This is a genomic window from Celeribacter baekdonensis (assembly GCF_900102315.1).
Taxonomy (GTDB): Bacteria; Pseudomonadota; Alphaproteobacteria; order Rhodobacterales; family Rhodobacteraceae; genus Celeribacter; species Celeribacter baekdonensis.
Window position 1 is genome coordinate 92263 of sequence record NZ_FNBL01000015.1, and the last position, 14241, is coordinate 106503.

The window sequence follows — 14241 nt, forward strand, 5'->3', positions numbered from 1 at the left end:
ATCATGGGCATTCGTAACATATGGCTTGACCCGGCGGTTCCGGTGATCTTGCGCAGTTCCGTAACCTCACCCTTTGGCCGCAAACTGCGCATGGCGGCCATTGAACTTGGTCTTGCGGATCGCATCACACGCGAACATGCCGACACTCTGGACGCGCAGGACACCCTGCGCCTTCAGAACCCTTTGGGCAAGCTGCCCTGTCTTTTGATCGGGGATCACGTCTTTTACGACAGTTGGGTGATCCTTGATCTGTTCGACGATCTGGCGGGACGCGACCGTTTGTTCCCCGCAAAGGGGATGGCGCGCTACCACGTGCTGACGCGGGCCAAACTCGCTGACGGGATCACGGACGCCGCTTTGCTCATGGTTTATGAGGGTCGTTTTCGGGACAGCCTTTCGCCCAGGTGGCTCGACCATCAAACGGGAAAGATTCACCGCGCGCTTGCCGATTTCGAGGCGCAGCCCCCCGCCGTCCGCGCAGATATTGTCGGCATCACCCTGGCCTGTGCCTTGGGCTATCTCGATTGGCGGGCGCCGGTTGCATGGCGCGAAGATCACCCGACCCTCGTCACATGGTTTGAGCATTTTGCGCAGGTCGTTCCCTCATTTTCACAGACAGAAAGGACGAACGCATGAGCTTTCCTCCCCAACGCCTCAACGCGCCAGATCCGGCGACCTACAACGCGCGGCAACAAGAGATCCACAATGAGATCGCCTCCGGCCCCCGTGGTGGTGTGCGCGGTCCCTTGGCCGTCTGGCTGCACCGTCCCGACCTTGCCGCCAAGGCGCAGGATCTGGGCAAATATTGCCGCTATGACACCACGCTTGATCCGGTGCTTTCGGAATTGGCGATCATGGTCACGGGCAAGGTCTTTGGCTCTGAATACGAGTGGCAAATCCACAAAGGCCATGCGCTTAAGGCCGGGCTGGGCGCGGATGTGATCGAAGCGATCCGCGTGGGCCAGACTCCGGCATTCCCGAACCGCGAACAGGAGATGGTCTATAAGGTTGCGCTTGCCGCGCATACCGAACGCCGTTTGGGGGATGCGCTCTATGCCGAGGCCCGCGAGGTTCTGGGCGATCTGCGTTTGGTCGATCTGGTCGGGATGATTGGCTATTACACCTTGATTTCCTTGACGATTAACATTTTCGACATCCCGCCGATGGGGGATGCGCCGGAAAGGGACTTGCCCGATGACAAAGCCTGAACTGACCTGGAAACCAGATCCGCGGATGACAAAGGTGAAACTGCCCTCTGGGGCCACGGATGCGCATTGTCACGTGTTCGGTCCGGTGGACAAATTCCCTTATGAGCCGACGGCCAAATTCAAACCCGCTGAGGCGGTGGCCGAAGATTTGTTCCGCCTGCATGACCAGATGGGGATTGAGCGCTGTGTGATTGTGCAGTCCGGCTGCCACGGGTTTGACAACCGGGTTGTCGCCGATGCCATAGCGAAACGTCCGGGGCGTTACCTTGGCGTCGCGTTGTCGGCGCCGGAGGTGAGTGACGCGGAGCTTGACCGTCTCAATGACCAAGGCTTTCGTGGCATTCGTTACAACTATATGAGCCACCTTGCGCCCGGCGCAACGGAGGCGCAATTGATCGCTCTGGCTCCGCGTTTGGCCGAACGTGGCTGGCACCTTCAGGTGCATATGGAGGACAGGCTGATCGCGGATATGGCACCCGTTCTCTCAGGCCTTCCAGTGACGGTTGTTTTGGATCACATGGGGCGAGTGGATGCTTCCAAAGGTGTCGATCAACCGGAATTTCAAGCCTATCTGCGGCTGTTGGACCATGATCATATCTGGTCGAAAGTCTCCGGCTCTGAACGCATCTCACGCCAAGATCCGCCCTATGCGGATGCAATCCCCTTTGCGCGCACCATCGTTGAACGGTTCCCGGACCGCACCGTTTGGGGCACCGATTGGCCGCACCCGAATTTTCGCGCAGATCCGCCAGATGATGGTGATCTGTTTGATCTGCTCGCGGACATCGCGCCGACCGATACGCTGTTGAACAAGCTGATGGTCGACAACCCTGCTCAACTTTACGGTTTCAAGGAGAATATTTGATGGCTGGTCGTCTTGACGGAAAAGTCGCACTCATCACCGGCGCGGGATGTGTTGGTCCGGGCTGGGGCAACGGTCGTGCGACTTGCGTGCGGTTTGCAGAGGAAGGCGCAAAAATCTTTGCCGTTGATCTCAAATCCGACACGATGGTCGAGACCCTTGAGCGGGTTAAAGCCGCGGGGGGCGAGGTCGAACTTTACCTGTGTGATGTCACCGACAGAAAAGCGGTTGAGGCCATGGTGGCCGCCTGTGTGGACCGCTTTGGCACCGTTGACATCCTCGTCAACAATGTCGGCGGCTCCGCCAAAGGTGGCCCTGTCGAGCTTGCCGAGGAGGTTTGGGACCGTCAGATGGATTTCAACCTCAAAAGCGTTTATCTGACCTGTCGCGCCGTCCTGCCGATCATGGCGGAACAGGGCGCCGGTTCCATCGTCAACACCTCATCGACCTCAGGCATGCGCTACACCGGTTCACCGCAAGTGGCCTATGCCGCCTCCAAGGCAGGGATCATCCATTTCTCGCGCGTGGTTGCGGTCGAATATGCCGCGCGCGGTGTGCGGGTGAACACCGTGGTTCCGGGCCAGTTGCACACGCCGATGGTTGAAACCCGTTTGGCTGGCCAACGTACGGGCGGCGATGTCGACACACTTCTTGCCAGCCGGGTCAAACGCATCCCGATGGGTTGGATGGGCGACGGGCGCGACACCGCGAACGCCGCGTTGTTCCTGGCCTCTGACGAAGCGCGCTTTGTCACCGGCACAGAATTGGTCGTCGATGGCGGCATGTCCGTGCGCTGCGACTGACCAGGATGCTTGATCCTCTGTGGCGGCGCGGCTACCCTGTGCCGTCACATATCGGAGACATGGATGTCCCAAAAATTCCAAGGTCAAGACTGGTTTCCCGAAATGCGCGCTTTGCGCTATTTCGTCTGTGTCGCCGAGGAACAAAGCTTTTCCAAGGCTGCGGGGCGGTTGCGCATTGCCCAACCCGCGCTTAGCCGCCAGATCGCGGGCCTTGAACGGGATCTGGGCATTCCGCTTTTTGATCGTCTGCCGCGCGGGGTCGAGTTGACCGAAGCGGGGGAGATTCTCCTCCAACACGCCTATTCGGTGTTCTCCCAACTGTCTCAGGCCTTTCGGGACACCACCAACCATTCGCAACACCCGAAAGGCATTGTCGTGCTTGGCACACCGCCGACGCCGGGGGAATTCATCCTGCCGGAACTGGTGACGCGAACACGGGAGCGGTTTCCCGAGATCGAACTTCGGCTGGTCGAAGGCTTTTCGCGAGAGTTGGAAAAGGCGCTTATTTCAGGCGATATTGCGATTGCGGTGATGCATGATCCGCCCCGGCGCAGCGACATCTATTCCGAAGTTCTGATTTCCGAACAACTCAATCTGATAGGTTCGCCAGACGCGCTGACGCGAGAAAGTTACACGTTTGCCGAAGCCGCCGCGATGCCCTTGGTGATGCCGCCGCGCCCGAATTACCTGCGCCTGATCGTGGATCGGGTGGCCGATGAGCAAGGCGTGTCGCTCAATGTCGTTCAGCGGGTCGAGGGGGTATGGCACCTCAAGGCACTGGTGCGCCATGGCACCGGCTTCACCCTGTTAACCTCCGGGGCTGTTGCCGTGGAAAAACACCAAGGGACACTCGATGTGCGCCCGATCACCGACCCAGAGGTGACATGGCCTTTATGTGTCGCGACAAGCCGCGAACAGCGGCGCAAAGGCGCGGTGCGCGCGATTGAGGGCTTGATCGTCGAAATCATGCGTGAGGTGCGCGAGGAGGGGGGATGGAAGTGACCGTTTGCGCGGCGTGTCTCCAGCCGCATATGGCGTGTTGGCCTTCAAAGGCGCGTCCCATATTTGCCGCCTTCTGCATCTGCGCCAAATCATGTGCGCCACATAAGGTCAAGGTGACGAGGGTGGAGCGTGTGAGGCGATGAAAAAGGCTTTCCATCTGCCACGCAGCTACTGTGTTGCGGCGATATAGGGGGCGAGGGCGGTTTCAATGCTCGCCTGCAACAGGGTGTTTGCGTCGGTGGCAAGGTGGCCTGCGCGAACTCTGGCGGAAAGCTGGCCCAGATATTGGCTGATCAGTGGCTCCGGGATTGCATCCGCGCCGAGCATCTCAAGCAGGGTGGTCACGGCCGCGTCAGCCCTTGGGTCTGGCCAGACATAGCGGATGCGGTCGCTGAGCGAAAAATGCCGCAGCAGGCGTTGCTCCTCCGGGGTGCCCTCATAATAGGACTGCCAATGCGCCGGGTGGTCGAGCAGAACCTGCTCCAGAGTGGCGCGCAGGGAGATCGGTCGGACGCCGGGGTGGAGTTCTTCGGCGATCAGGTCAAGGCCGTAAAGGGCCTCGCGCAGAGCAAAGGTCAGGCCGGGGCCGACTTTCAGAATCGCGAATCCATCTCGCACAAGGGCGGTCAGGGCCGCCGGGGTTTGATAGTCCGTCGAGTGGGCCTCGAAAACCATGCCGGGCAGTTTGGCGCGCGCGGCGCTCAGGGCGCGGGCGGCGGTGGGGGTGTAGTCGATCACATTGTGATTGCCGAATTCCACGCCGGGTTGCACCACGAGGCCGATGACCCGATTGAAAACGGCGGTGAGACCCGCCTGGGCAAAGGCCGCGCGGTGTATGTCGACGGTGGTGCGGGCGGCGGCGGGGGAGGTGATTTCGAGCGTGTCGAGGGCCTCCATCGCGCCACCGGGAACCGGGACTTCGGTGCCGATGATATAGACCGGCGGTGGCACGGGGGCACTGGGGAGGGCACTGGGCAGGACGCCGGGCAAGACGGCTTCGGCGGCGGCGGCGAGGCGGGCGGCGCGGGCGGCGGTCTGGTGATCCCCCAGCGCCACCGGTTCGCCGGCACAGCCCATGGAACAATCCAGATGCAGCTTGGTGAACCCCGCACGGGCGTAGGCGGCGATCATGGTTTCGGCTTTTTGCATGGCGGCATCCGGGGGCAGGGCTTTCCAGGGGTTCGGGCCCAGATGATCGCCGCCGAGGATCAGGCGTTCGTGCGGAAAACCGGTGCGGTTTGCGATGCCAAAGACCTGATCACGAAAGTCCTGCGGGGTCATGCCGGTGTAGCCACCGTCTTGGTTCACCTGATTGCAGGTTGCCTCGATCAGCAGAGGCAGCGGGGTGGGCAGGACCGCACGCATGCAGGCTTCAAGAACGATCGGATGGGCGGAACACACTGAGGGGATGCCGCTTGGTCCCGGTGTCTCTGCCCATGTGGCAATATCGGCAAGCGGGTGGGTCGTCATGTGGAGATCTCCGCATCTTCAGGAAAGGTGTCTTTCAGAAAGGCATTGAGCGCGGCTTGGGTCGACGTGCCCTCCATCGGTCCCTGTCGGGTGACAGCCAGGGCACCTGCCGCATTGGCCTGACGCAGCGCTGCGACGGGCGGCACACCGGCCAGACGCAGGGCGACGAAAGTGCCGCCAAAACTGTCGCCTGCGCCGGTGGGGTCGACTTCGCGAACCGGGAAGGCGGCCATGTCATGGCGGCCCTCGACGCTAAAATGGCTGGCCCCCTGTGCGCCGCGTTTCAGGACGATCTCGCGGATGCCGCGCGCGAGGAGGTCGTCGATGGCACCGGCCTCATCCGCGCGCTCCGAGAACAGGAAAAGCTCGTCGCCCGAAGGCATGAAGATGTCGGTCTGATCCAGAACCTGAAGCAGGTGCGCGCGCAGGCCCGGCGCACCAAGGATTTCGGGGCGGATGTTGGGATCGAAACTGAGCGTGCCGCCACGCGCCTTGATCCGGCGCAGAGCCTCAAGTGCGACATTGGCCATGCCGGGGGTGGAAAGGGCGGTGCCCATGATGTGCAGGTGGTCGCAACTGGCCATCAAAGCGGTGGCCGCCGGGGTGAGGCTGAGGGTCGTCGTGGCGCTCTGGGCCATGGTGAAGAGAAAGGCGCGCGAGCCATCCTCGCGGTAGCGGACAAAGGCGCAGCCGGTGACTTCGTCAGGGGCCACGTCGATGCCAGAAATATCGACGCCATCGCGGGTGAGGCGGGCGATGTTCAGGTGGCCGAAATCATCGTCACCGACACGACCAATGATCGCCGCCTCATAGCCAAGCTTGCCGACCTGATCGACAAAGATGGCGGGCGCACCGGACGGGAAGGGGCCGACAAGGGGTTGCGGCTCGCGAAACCCGTCGCCTCTGGTGGTTGCCACCAGTTCGACGAGGATTTCACCGACGGTCAAAATTTTGGGCATTGGGATATCCGTTGCGGTCTCGGGAAGCGCGCGCCCACAGCGAACAAGCCATGTGGGCGCGCGGGGCCCGGATCAGAGCGTGGCGCCCATCATCATCCGGACGATTTCCTCGTCATTGGTCTCGGCAGGTCGGCGTTCACCGGCCACCACCCCGCGGGCGAGGACGATGATCCTGTCCGCAGCGGCGAAGATATCGGGCAGGTTGTGGGAAATCAGAATGATCCCCACCCCCTGCTTTTTCAGGCGTTCGATGAGGGCCATGACCTCACGTTGTTCGGGGACGCCAAGCGCCGCAGTCGGTTCGTCCATGATGACAATGCCCGCCTGCCAGTGGATCGCACGGGCGATGGCAATCGCCTGACGCTGACCGCCCGACATTTCGCGCACCGGGGCGGCGGGGTCCGGCACCACGATTCCGAGGCTGAGCATCACTTTCGCCGCATCTTCCCGCATCTTCTTGCGGTCGAGGTAGGGGAACCTGAGCACATGCTTGACCGCCTCGCGCCCGAGGTAAAGGTTCAGCCCCGGATCAAGATTGTCGGCCAGCGCAAGATCTTGATAGATCGTCTCAATCCCCGCCGTGCGCACCGCTTCGGGGGTTTTCCCCGTCAACAACGCGCCGTTCATGTAGACTTTGCCGTCGGTGGGTTGATAGACGCCCGAGATCATTTTGATCACGGTCGATTTGCCCGCGCCGTTGTCGCCTGCAAGGACGACGCATTCGCCGGGATTGACCTCAAAGCTGACGTTCTTGACCGCCTCGTTGCCGCCGAACCGTTTTCTGAGACCGTCGATCTTCAAAAGCGCAGTCATGATTTCCCTCCCATAAGCCGGTCTTTTGACTGGTCCACAAGGACAGCAACAATGATCACGAGGCCCACCGCAACGAACTGCCAATAGGGGGGCAAGCCGCAGAAGACGAGACCAAATTGGATCACGGCGATGATGAAGGCGCCGATGACGGTGCCGGTGATGGTGCCCTGACCGCCGGTGAGTGACGCACCTCCGATGAACACCGCAGCGACGGCGTAAAGCAGGATCGGTTCCCCCGCATTGGCGGCTCCGGCCGAAAAACGGCTGGTGTAGATCAGCCCACCAATGCCCGCCGTGAAGGCCGATAGGATAAAGAGCAGGATCAGGTGCTTTTTGACATTCACGCCAGCCCGTTCCACCGAGGCACGGTTGGCCCCGAGCGCATAGGTGTGGGCGCCAAATCGCGTGTGCTTGAGCAGGTAGTGACAGATGAGCGTCAGCACGGCGGCCACGACCAGTGGAACCGGGAGACCGAGGATGTCACCATTGCCGAAAGCGCGGGTATGGTCGTTGCGGATCGACACCGTCGCACCTCCGGCCACAATCAAGGCCGCGCCACGGGCGATGCCATAGGTGCCGAGCGTACCGATGAAACTCGGCACATTCAGGATGGCAACAAGCCAGCCGTTGACCGCGCCGACCAGTGCGGCAGCGCCGAGGCCTGCCAGCATGGCGAGGATCACGGTGACCCAGCCAGCGTCTGCGCCCGCGGTCCGAATGATCAGCGCCATGACAACTGCCGCGAAACCGGTGCTGAAAGCGATCGAGAGGTCGATGTGACCGGCCACGATGACCAGCGTCAGCCCAAGACCGAGCAAAAGGATCTGTGAGGCGGCAATCGAGATGGCTTGCAGGTTATAGATCCGGAAAAGTAGGGTGCTTCCCGTTTGGGTTTGTGCATAGATTTCGAAAAAGCCGAGGATGAGGATCAGGAACAGCCACGACCATGCGTTGAGCAGGGACCTCACGAATGAGGTCCCTCCGGGTTTAGTGTTGGTGTTACTCCCGTTCACCGTATTGTCCGTCATTCTGAGTAGATGAATTTGGCAGTTGCGTCGTCATTGACATTGTTGGCGTCAATCACGGTAAAGCCGGTGCCGATTGAGACCGGAACGGAGTTGCCGGTGAGAACGGCATAGGCCGTCATCACACCGTAGTAGCCAATCTCCGCCGGGTGCTGGGCGATGGCCGCGTCAACGAGGCCCGAGGAGATGTTGTTCACAATCGAGGTGGGGGCATCAAAGGCGATCACGGTCACCTCATCCGCTTTGTTGGCGCTTTCGACTCCGTTGGCAGCACCGAGAGCCGAAAAGAGGTTGGCACCAAAGACGCCCGAGATGTCGGGGTTGCGCGCCAGAACGGCCTGAAACTGTGAGGCCGCCAACGAGGCGTCGTTTTCGTTATACTGGGTTTCAAGCACTTCGACGCTTGGAAAGCTCTCGGCCATCTCTGCCTTGAAACCCTCTTCACGCTGGTCCGTGGTCGAAATGCCGGGACGGACGTTCGAGACATAGACCTTGCCTTCGCCCCCCATCTCATTGGCCATGTAGCGGGCTGCCATGCGCCCGCCTGCGGTGTTGTCCGACGCGATGTAGGAGAATGGGAAATCCCCGTCTCCGGCACCGTCCTGATACTTGCCGTCGTCGATGAACGTGTCGACAGTGATGACCGGAATTCCCGCTTCCGACGCGCGGCGCAGCGGCTCGATCATCTGGACGCTGTCGGTCGGAGCAATCAGGATCGCATCCGGGCCGCGGCCAATGACGGCGTCAAGGACCGGGGTTTGCAGGACCGGATCAAATTCTTCGGCCCCCTGAAAGTCGACGGTGATTCCAAGGGCGTCCGCGGCCGCCTGCGCACCACGATTCATGGTGATATAAAAGGCGTCAGTGGTGAGGCCGGGAATAAGGGTGATCCTGAGATCTTCCTGTGCTTGCGCTGCTCCGGCGGAGCCGAGTGCCGCTGCGAAGGCAGCGGTTTTGATAAGATTTTTCATATAGGTTTCCTCCCTTGTTCGCACGGCTCCATTGAGCCGCATCTCTTGATCTGCCCCTTCCTCCTCAGGGCGAATCAAAGAACCGAAATTCGGTGACGGCAGCTTGCCGGGGTTCTCCCGGCCTAGCAAGAAGTAAATATCAGAAATATATTTCCAAATACTGCAACTGTGTAAACCCAAATGGGTGCCGCATTCCAATCTGCCTCTTGATCCGCAAGTTATCCGCGAGTCCGCCTGAGACCGATTGCCATTTGTCGTCGCTTGGTGCAGGAGGTTTCTGTCTGAAACATATTTCCAGTGAGAGCCGATGACCAAGCGCGTGAAACCCCACAAACTTCTCAATCGTCATATGATGCATACGGCGGCCAAGCTACACTACCTGGAAGGATTGTCGCAGGTTGAGGTCTCCCGTCGCATGGAGGTGTCGACCGCGACGATCTCTCGCCTGCTGGGCCTTGCCCGTGACGAGGGGATCGTCCGCATTCAGGTGTTGGACCTCGACGAGTCTGACGGGCTGGGAAACAAACTTGCGGCGGCTCTGGGCCTGAAATCTGTCCGGGTGACGGAAAGTGACAAGGCGGTGGCGCTCAGCACGCAGGTGGGCGCTTTGCTCATTGAGGCGCACCTTGCCCCCGGAGCTGTCGTGGCCATTGGCTGGGGCCGCACGATTCAAAGCGTCATCTCCGCCGGTCTGCCTAAGGTGCCCGAAGTGGTGGTTGTCCCTATAACCGGCGGGATGCATGAGACCGCGTCTCACTTTCAGATCAATGAATTCGTGCGCATGGCGGCGGAACAGATGGGCGGGGAACCACGGTTTCTCTATGCCCCCTCGATGGTGTCACCTGAGTTGCATTCCGTTCTCCTGCGCGATCCGCGTACGGCCCAGCTTATTGACCTTTGGGCGCGGGTCGACGTGGCAATCGTGGGCCTTGGGGCCTATTTGCGTGACGGGACGAATACCAGCATGGGCTTCAGCGCGGCGGAGGCAGCACGGGTGTCCGGTGATGTCGTGCGGCACTATTTTGACAGGGAAGGGTGTGAAATCCGTTGGCCGGGGCAGGAGAACCAGATGTCGATTGGCCGGGCGCAACTCGAACGCATTCCGCTGTCTATCGGCGTTGCCATGGGGCGCGAGAAGGCGGCGTCCATCATCGGTGCCGCACGTTCTGGGATGATCAACGCTCTGGTGACAGACACGCGGGCGGCAAGCCAGGTGCTTGACCTGCTGGAAAGCAGCGAAAGTATCTAGCGCCCAATGTAGAAATTTATTTCTGAAAAAAATTGTTGAGAATGAACTCTGCGACCGCTACTGCTTAGGCAAGCTGCGGGTGTTGGAGGGATTCCGAATGAGAATCGCATCACCTGTACCGATTGCAGGGCCTCTACCGATTGCAGGGGGAGGGATCTCAGCAGAAATGCGAGATGCCATGACAGGTTCGCCTGTCGTGCCCCTGTCTGTGGTGCCCGCAGCCTGAGTGACCGGCATGCGCCGGATGGCGAGATGATACGAGACAAGGATCAACCCGAATGACCAAATTGATGACGACAGCCGAACGCCGTGGGTACCGGCAGATTTGCGGGGACAACGGCTTGATGATGGTTGTTGCCTGTGACCAACGCGGTGGGATGCGCAAGGTCTTGGCCGACACCCCAAAGGCCCAATCGGCCATCGACGAAGCCATGCTTGGTGTGGTGAAATCCGGCATAGTGCGTCATTTGGCGAACAAGGCCTCCTGCGTGCTGCTCGACGCGGTATGCGCCGTGCCGGGGGTTGTGGACGACGGGACGCTGTCCCGCGACACGGGCCTGTTGATCGGTCTGGATGCCTCGGGCTGGGACACTGACGAGAACGGCTACCAAATATCGAAACTCGTGCCGGGCATCACGGCGCGCCGTGTGCGTGAGCTGGGCGGGACGGGTGCGAAGCTCATGGTTTACCTGCGGCCCGATCGGCCGGACGCCAATGAGATCAACATCGGGATCATCAAGGATTGCATCGCGGATTTCGCCGCCGAAGACCTTCTTCTGGTTGTCGAAATCCTGACCTACCAACTCGACGGTGAAAGCGATGAGGCCTATCGCGCGACCTTCCCAAGCCTCATCGTCGAGAGCGCGCGGATTTCGTTGGAGCTTGGTTCCAAAGTGCTCAAGCTGCCTTATCCGGGGACGGCTAAGGCCTGTGCCGAAATCTCTGCGCTTTGTGGGGATGTGCCTTGGGCCGTGCTGTCTGCTGGTGTTGACCACGACACTTTCATCGGTCAGGTCGAAACCGCGATGCAAAACGGGGCCTCAGGTGTCATCGCCGGGCGCGCCCTTTGGAAAGATTGCATTTCGTTGACCCCGGAGGTCAACGCGGACAATCTGGAAAAGATTGCCAGTGAACGGCTCAAGCAAATCCAGGATATCTTGGAACGCCATGCGGACAAGCGCTAACACAACGATCGGCGTGGATGTCGGGGGAACCCGCATCCGCGTCGCGCGGATCTCGACAGAAGGGGCGCTTCTGGACCGGGTGATCGAACCTGTCTGTCAGGACCCTGGCGGGTTTGTGCCGCAACTTTTGCGCTTGGTGGACAGGATGCGCGATGGGGCTACGGCAATCGGTATTGGCATTCCAGGCCGTGTTGATGGCCGCACACAGAAAATTCTTTCCGCGGGCTATCTGGATATCGCCGGGCTTGATCTTGCGGCAGAGGTGCGACGGGCGACAGGGCTACCCGTCCGGGTTGAAAATGATGCGACCATGGCGCTGATTGCCGAGGGTTTCAGCCGCACGGGCGGGCGTGACGGGTTGATCTTTATGGTGACGATCGGCACGGGCATCGGCGGTGCTGCGCTCCTTGATGGTCAGCCGTGGTACGGCGGTGGCCTGTCGGGTCAGTTTGGTCACATCGTCGTCTCTTCTGGCGGGCCCCTGTGCAAATGCGGACGCCGCGGGTGTGTCGAGACATTCAGTTCCGGCACGGCCCTTGGGCGATTGATGGCCGAGGCCGGTATGCCCAAGGACATTCGCGCAGAGGATGTGCTGTCCCGCGCCAAAGCCGGGGACGGTCAAGCGCGGGTCCTGCTCGATGTTTGGGCGGCGCCGCTTCAACGGGCCTTGCAATCTCTGGTGTCGATGGCGGATCCAAAACTGATCCTGGTGGGCGGGGGGCTTGGGCACGAAATGTCTGCGGCTCTGGCGCATCTGGCGGACGAGTCGCATTGGTTCACGGTGCCGGTCGAACCGGCGCGTTTGGGCGACACTGCGGGGGTGATCGGTGCAGGCCTCGCCGCCTTCGGCATTGCCTCGGAGATGACGGGGCAAATCCGATGAGATGCGCGGTGTTGGTCAACGGGGTGCCGGCAAGCGGCAAATCCACCGTCGCAACAGCGCTGGTGGCTCAGTTTGACGCAGCAGGTATTGCGGCGGTGCCACTGAGCCTCGATACGGTAAAAGAAGGCCTTTTTGCGCATATCGGCACCGGCGACCGGGACCATAACCGGATGCTGGGTCGTGCGAGCTACCACGCCATTTTCAATTCCATTTCTGCCTTTCCGCAGCGCCTGATCCCGGTGATCGACGCGTGGCACGGATTTCAAGCCGAAGAGGTTCTGCGCGCGCATATCAGGCGGGCCGGGATTGAGCGGGTGGCTGAGATCTGGGTGGCCATACCGCCCGATTTGGCGGCAGAGCGATACCGTGCGCGTTCAAGCGGGCGACATGCCGGCCATTTGCCCGCCTCCTATGCCGATGAGCTTTACGAGCTAGCAAGCGTGGCCCGACCGCGCGCATTGGGCCCGGTGATAGAGGTCGATGGGGATGCGCCGATACCGGACGATCTTGGTGCGCGGGTTCTGGCGGCGCTGAACGGGGAGGGCGGTGATGTCTGACGGACAAGGTGACGGGCAACGTGACAGGCAACGTGACGGGCAAAAACTGCGTCTGGCGGAACTTGCGGGTTTTCTCGCGGCGTGGCCGGGGCAGCGTCGGCTCATTGCGTTGGCCGGTCCACCCGGATCGGGCAAGTCCACCACAGCCGACCAGCTTTGCGAGAGGCTCGTACGGTTGGGTCGCTCTGCATCCGTCTTGCCGATGGATGGGTTTCATTACGATGATGCGGTGCTCATTCAACCCTGAGAAACACCATGGGAGGAAGACAGATGGCGGATTATGACAAGGGAGCACTTCTTGTAACCGGTGCCAGCGGCGGTATCGGCGGCGCAACCGTGCGTTTGCTGTGTCACAAGGGGGCGGATGTGATCGCTGCTGGCCAGAACGAGGAAAAACTTGCAGAACTGGCGCATGAAACCGGTTGCCGGACCTTGGTTTTCGACCTGACCTCGGAAGACAGCGTTGCGGCGGCACTCGGTGATCTGGATCTGTGGGGAGTGGTGAATTGCGGTGGGTTCGGCGGTGAGATCGCAACGCCGATGGAGACAGACATCTCGGTTTTTGACAAGGTCATTTCGATCAATGCGCGCGGCGCGTTGCTTGTGACGAAATACACGTCGCGCTCGATGATCCGTCTGGGCCGTGGTGGCGCGATCGTGAATGTGTCGAGTCAGGCCTCTCTGGTCGGACTGAAGGGGCATATTTCCTACGGCTCGTCAAAGGCGGCCCTCGACAATATCACCCGCGTCTCCGCCTTGGAACTGGGTCCTCACGACATCCGGGTGAACGGGGTGCATCCGACTGTGGTGATGACGCCGATGTCCGCGTGGTACTGGGGACGACCCGAGATTGAGGGGCCGTTTTTAAGCCAGATGCCGTTGGGCCGTTGGGCCACCGAGGCGGACATCGCGGCGCCAATCGCCTTTCTGTTGAGTGAGGGGGCGTCGATGATTTCCGGCGTGGCCTTGCCAATCGACGGCGGCTATACGGCGGTATGAGGCGGACATGACCTCTGCCGGTGTGATCGAGCTGAAGGTGCTGCGCGCCGCGCGGTGATCATGCATTGCGTAAGCCATATCGTCTGGCTCGAAGCGGGGGGAACGGACCTGAACCACATGCTGATCGGCCAAGTCGAACGGGATGGTTGGGAGTGGCCGGTTGTGAACTCACAGTGAAGTGCAGTTCTTGATATCTCGTTTTACTCCAACCGGTTCTGTATTTCCATCAGGTTGCTTTCAAAGACCTCAGCGGGCG

The 14241-nt window shown here is 60.8% G+C and carries 16 protein-coding genes; 11 read left to right on the forward strand and 5 right to left on the reverse strand.

Features of this window, described 5'->3' with window-relative positions; all coding sequences use genetic code 11:
- The first annotated feature begins 3 nt into the window (after positions 1-3).
- From BLT54_RS18785 to BLT54_RS18805, 5 genes are all read left to right on the forward strand, one after another.
- Complete coding sequence (locus BLT54_RS18785; protein ID WP_074646734.1) at positions 4-636, forward strand: glutathione S-transferase family protein; 633 nt, start codon at positions 4-6, stop codon at positions 634-636.
- The gene (locus BLT54_RS18790; RefSeq protein WP_074646739.1) at positions 633-1208 is read left to right on the forward strand and encodes a carboxymuconolactone decarboxylase family protein; all 576 of its coding nucleotides are present in this window, start codon (positions 633-635) and stop codon (positions 1206-1208) included. The genes BLT54_RS18785 and BLT54_RS18790 overlap by 4 nt, the downstream gene beginning before the upstream one ends.
- On the forward strand, positions 1195-2073 hold the full coding sequence (locus BLT54_RS18795) for an amidohydrolase family protein (protein ID WP_074646743.1): 879 nt from the start codon (positions 1195-1197) through the stop codon (positions 2071-2073). The genes BLT54_RS18790 and BLT54_RS18795 overlap by 14 nt, the downstream gene beginning before the upstream one ends.
- Entirely contained in the window at positions 2073-2873 is an 801-nt protein-coding gene (locus BLT54_RS18800; protein WP_074646746.1) for an SDR family NAD(P)-dependent oxidoreductase, read from the forward strand. The genes BLT54_RS18795 and BLT54_RS18800 overlap by 1 nt, the downstream gene beginning before the upstream one ends.
- Positions 2874-2936: 63 nt before the next feature.
- Positions 2937-3875, forward strand: coding sequence for a LysR family transcriptional regulator (locus tag BLT54_RS18805; protein ID WP_074646749.1), 939 nt, complete (start codon positions 2937-2939; stop codon positions 3873-3875).
- Positions 3876-4043: 168 nt separating this feature from the next.
- Here the strand turns inward: BLT54_RS18805 and BLT54_RS18810 are convergent, their stop codons facing one another.
- The 5 genes from BLT54_RS18810 to BLT54_RS18830 form a co-directional block, all read right to left on the reverse strand.
- Positions 4044-5345, reverse strand: coding sequence for a D-tagatose-bisphosphate aldolase, class II, non-catalytic subunit (locus BLT54_RS18810; protein ID WP_074646754.1), 1302 nt, complete (start codon positions 5343-5345; stop codon positions 4044-4046).
- Positions 5342-6304, reverse strand: a complete 963-nt coding sequence (locus BLT54_RS18815; protein ID WP_074646758.1) for a tagatose kinase — start codon at positions 6302-6304, stop codon at positions 5342-5344. Before BLT54_RS18815 ends, BLT54_RS18810 begins: the two co-directional genes overlap by 4 nt.
- Positions 6305-6376: 72 nt before the next feature.
- Positions 6377-7117 (reverse strand): ATP-binding cassette domain-containing protein, encoded by a 741-nt coding sequence (locus BLT54_RS18820; RefSeq protein WP_074646761.1) that lies wholly within the window; start codon positions 7115-7117, stop codon positions 6377-6379.
- A complete protein-coding gene (locus tag BLT54_RS18825) occupies positions 7114-8085 on the reverse strand; it encodes an ABC transporter permease (protein ID WP_083351902.1) in 972 nt (323 codons plus the stop codon). The genes BLT54_RS18820 and BLT54_RS18825 overlap by 4 nt, the downstream gene beginning before the upstream one ends.
- A gap of 56 nt (positions 8086-8141) precedes the next feature.
- A complete protein-coding gene (locus tag BLT54_RS18830) occupies positions 8142-9113 on the reverse strand; it encodes an ABC transporter substrate-binding protein (protein WP_074646767.1) in 972 nt (323 codons plus the stop codon).
- A gap of 307 nt (positions 9114-9420) precedes the next feature.
- Between BLT54_RS18830 and BLT54_RS18835 the strand changes: the two genes are divergently transcribed.
- The 6 genes from BLT54_RS18835 (at position 9421) to BLT54_RS18860 (ending at position 13985) form a co-directional block, all read left to right on the forward strand.
- Positions 9421-10362, forward strand: coding sequence for a sugar-binding transcriptional regulator (locus BLT54_RS18835; RefSeq protein ID WP_083351903.1), 942 nt, complete (start codon positions 9421-9423; stop codon positions 10360-10362).
- A gap of 278 nt (positions 10363-10640) precedes the next feature.
- Positions 10641-11546, forward strand: a complete 906-nt coding sequence (locus BLT54_RS18840; protein WP_074646770.1) for a tagatose-bisphosphate aldolase — start codon at positions 10641-10643, stop codon at positions 11544-11546.
- Positions 11530-12429: an ROK family protein gene (locus tag BLT54_RS18845; protein ID WP_074646772.1), complete on the forward strand. Its 900-nt coding sequence runs from the start codon at positions 11530-11532 to the stop codon at positions 12427-12429. Before BLT54_RS18840 ends, BLT54_RS18845 begins: the two co-directional genes overlap by 17 nt.
- Complete coding sequence (locus BLT54_RS18850; RefSeq protein WP_074646774.1) at positions 12426-12986, forward strand: AAA family ATPase; 561 nt, start codon at positions 12426-12428, stop codon at positions 12984-12986. The genes BLT54_RS18845 and BLT54_RS18850 overlap by 4 nt, the downstream gene beginning before the upstream one ends.
- Positions 12979-13233, forward strand: a complete 255-nt coding sequence (locus BLT54_RS18855; protein WP_074646775.1) for a nucleoside/nucleotide kinase family protein — start codon at positions 12979-12981, stop codon at positions 13231-13233. Before BLT54_RS18850 ends, BLT54_RS18855 begins: the two co-directional genes overlap by 8 nt.
- Positions 13234-13256: 23 nt before the next feature.
- The gene (locus tag BLT54_RS18860; RefSeq protein WP_074646777.1) at positions 13257-13985 is read left to right on the forward strand and encodes an SDR family oxidoreductase; all 729 of its coding nucleotides are present in this window, start codon (positions 13257-13259) and stop codon (positions 13983-13985) included.
- The last annotated feature ends 256 nt before the right edge of the window (positions 13986-14241 follow it).

What these genes read in the sequence shown, in the direction of transcription:
- BLT54_RS18840 (WP_074646770.1), top strand. Translation starts at nt 10,641, where the DNA reads ATGACCAAATTGATGACGACAGCCGAACGCCGTGGGTACCGGCAGATT.
- BLT54_RS18860 (WP_074646777.1), top strand. Translation starts at nt 13,257, where the DNA reads ATGGCGGATTATGACAAGGGAGCACTTCTTGTAACCGGTGCCAGCGGC.
- BLT54_RS18795 (WP_074646743.1), top strand. Translation starts at nt 1,195, where the DNA reads ATGACAAAGCCTGAACTGACCTGGAAACCAGATCCGCGGATGACAAAG.
- BLT54_RS18830 (WP_074646767.1), bottom strand. Translation starts at nt 9,113, where the DNA reads ATGAAAAATCTTATCAAAACCGCTGCCTTCGCAGCGGCACTCGGCTCC.
- BLT54_RS18785 (WP_074646734.1), top strand. Translation starts at nt 4, where the DNA reads ATGGGCATTCGTAACATATGGCTTGACCCGGCGGTTCCGGTGATCTTG.
- BLT54_RS18810 (WP_074646754.1), bottom strand. Translation starts at nt 5,345, where the DNA reads ATGACGACCCACCCGCTTGCCGATATTGCCACATGGGCAGAGACACCG.
- BLT54_RS18815 (WP_074646758.1), bottom strand. Translation starts at nt 6,304, where the DNA reads ATGCCCAAAATTTTGACCGTCGGTGAAATCCTCGTCGAACTGGTGGCA.
- BLT54_RS18850 (WP_074646774.1), top strand. Translation starts at nt 12,426, where the DNA reads ATGAGATGCGCGGTGTTGGTCAACGGGGTGCCGGCAAGCGGCAAATCC.
- BLT54_RS18800 (WP_074646746.1), top strand. Translation starts at nt 2,073, where the DNA reads ATGGCTGGTCGTCTTGACGGAAAAGTCGCACTCATCACCGGCGCGGGA.
- BLT54_RS18805 (WP_074646749.1), top strand. Translation starts at nt 2,937, where the DNA reads ATGTCCCAAAAATTCCAAGGTCAAGACTGGTTTCCCGAAATGCGCGCT.
- BLT54_RS18820 (WP_074646761.1), bottom strand. Translation starts at nt 7,117, where the DNA reads ATGACTGCGCTTTTGAAGATCGACGGTCTCAGAAAACGGTTCGGCGGC.
- BLT54_RS18855 (WP_074646775.1), top strand. Translation starts at nt 12,979, where the DNA reads ATGTCTGACGGACAAGGTGACGGGCAACGTGACAGGCAACGTGACGGG.
- BLT54_RS18835 (WP_083351903.1), top strand. Translation starts at nt 9,421, where the DNA reads ATGACCAAGCGCGTGAAACCCCACAAACTTCTCAATCGTCATATGATG.
- BLT54_RS18845 (WP_074646772.1), top strand. Translation starts at nt 11,530, where the DNA reads ATGCGGACAAGCGCTAACACAACGATCGGCGTGGATGTCGGGGGAACC.
- BLT54_RS18790 (WP_074646739.1), top strand. Translation starts at nt 633, where the DNA reads ATGAGCTTTCCTCCCCAACGCCTCAACGCGCCAGATCCGGCGACCTAC.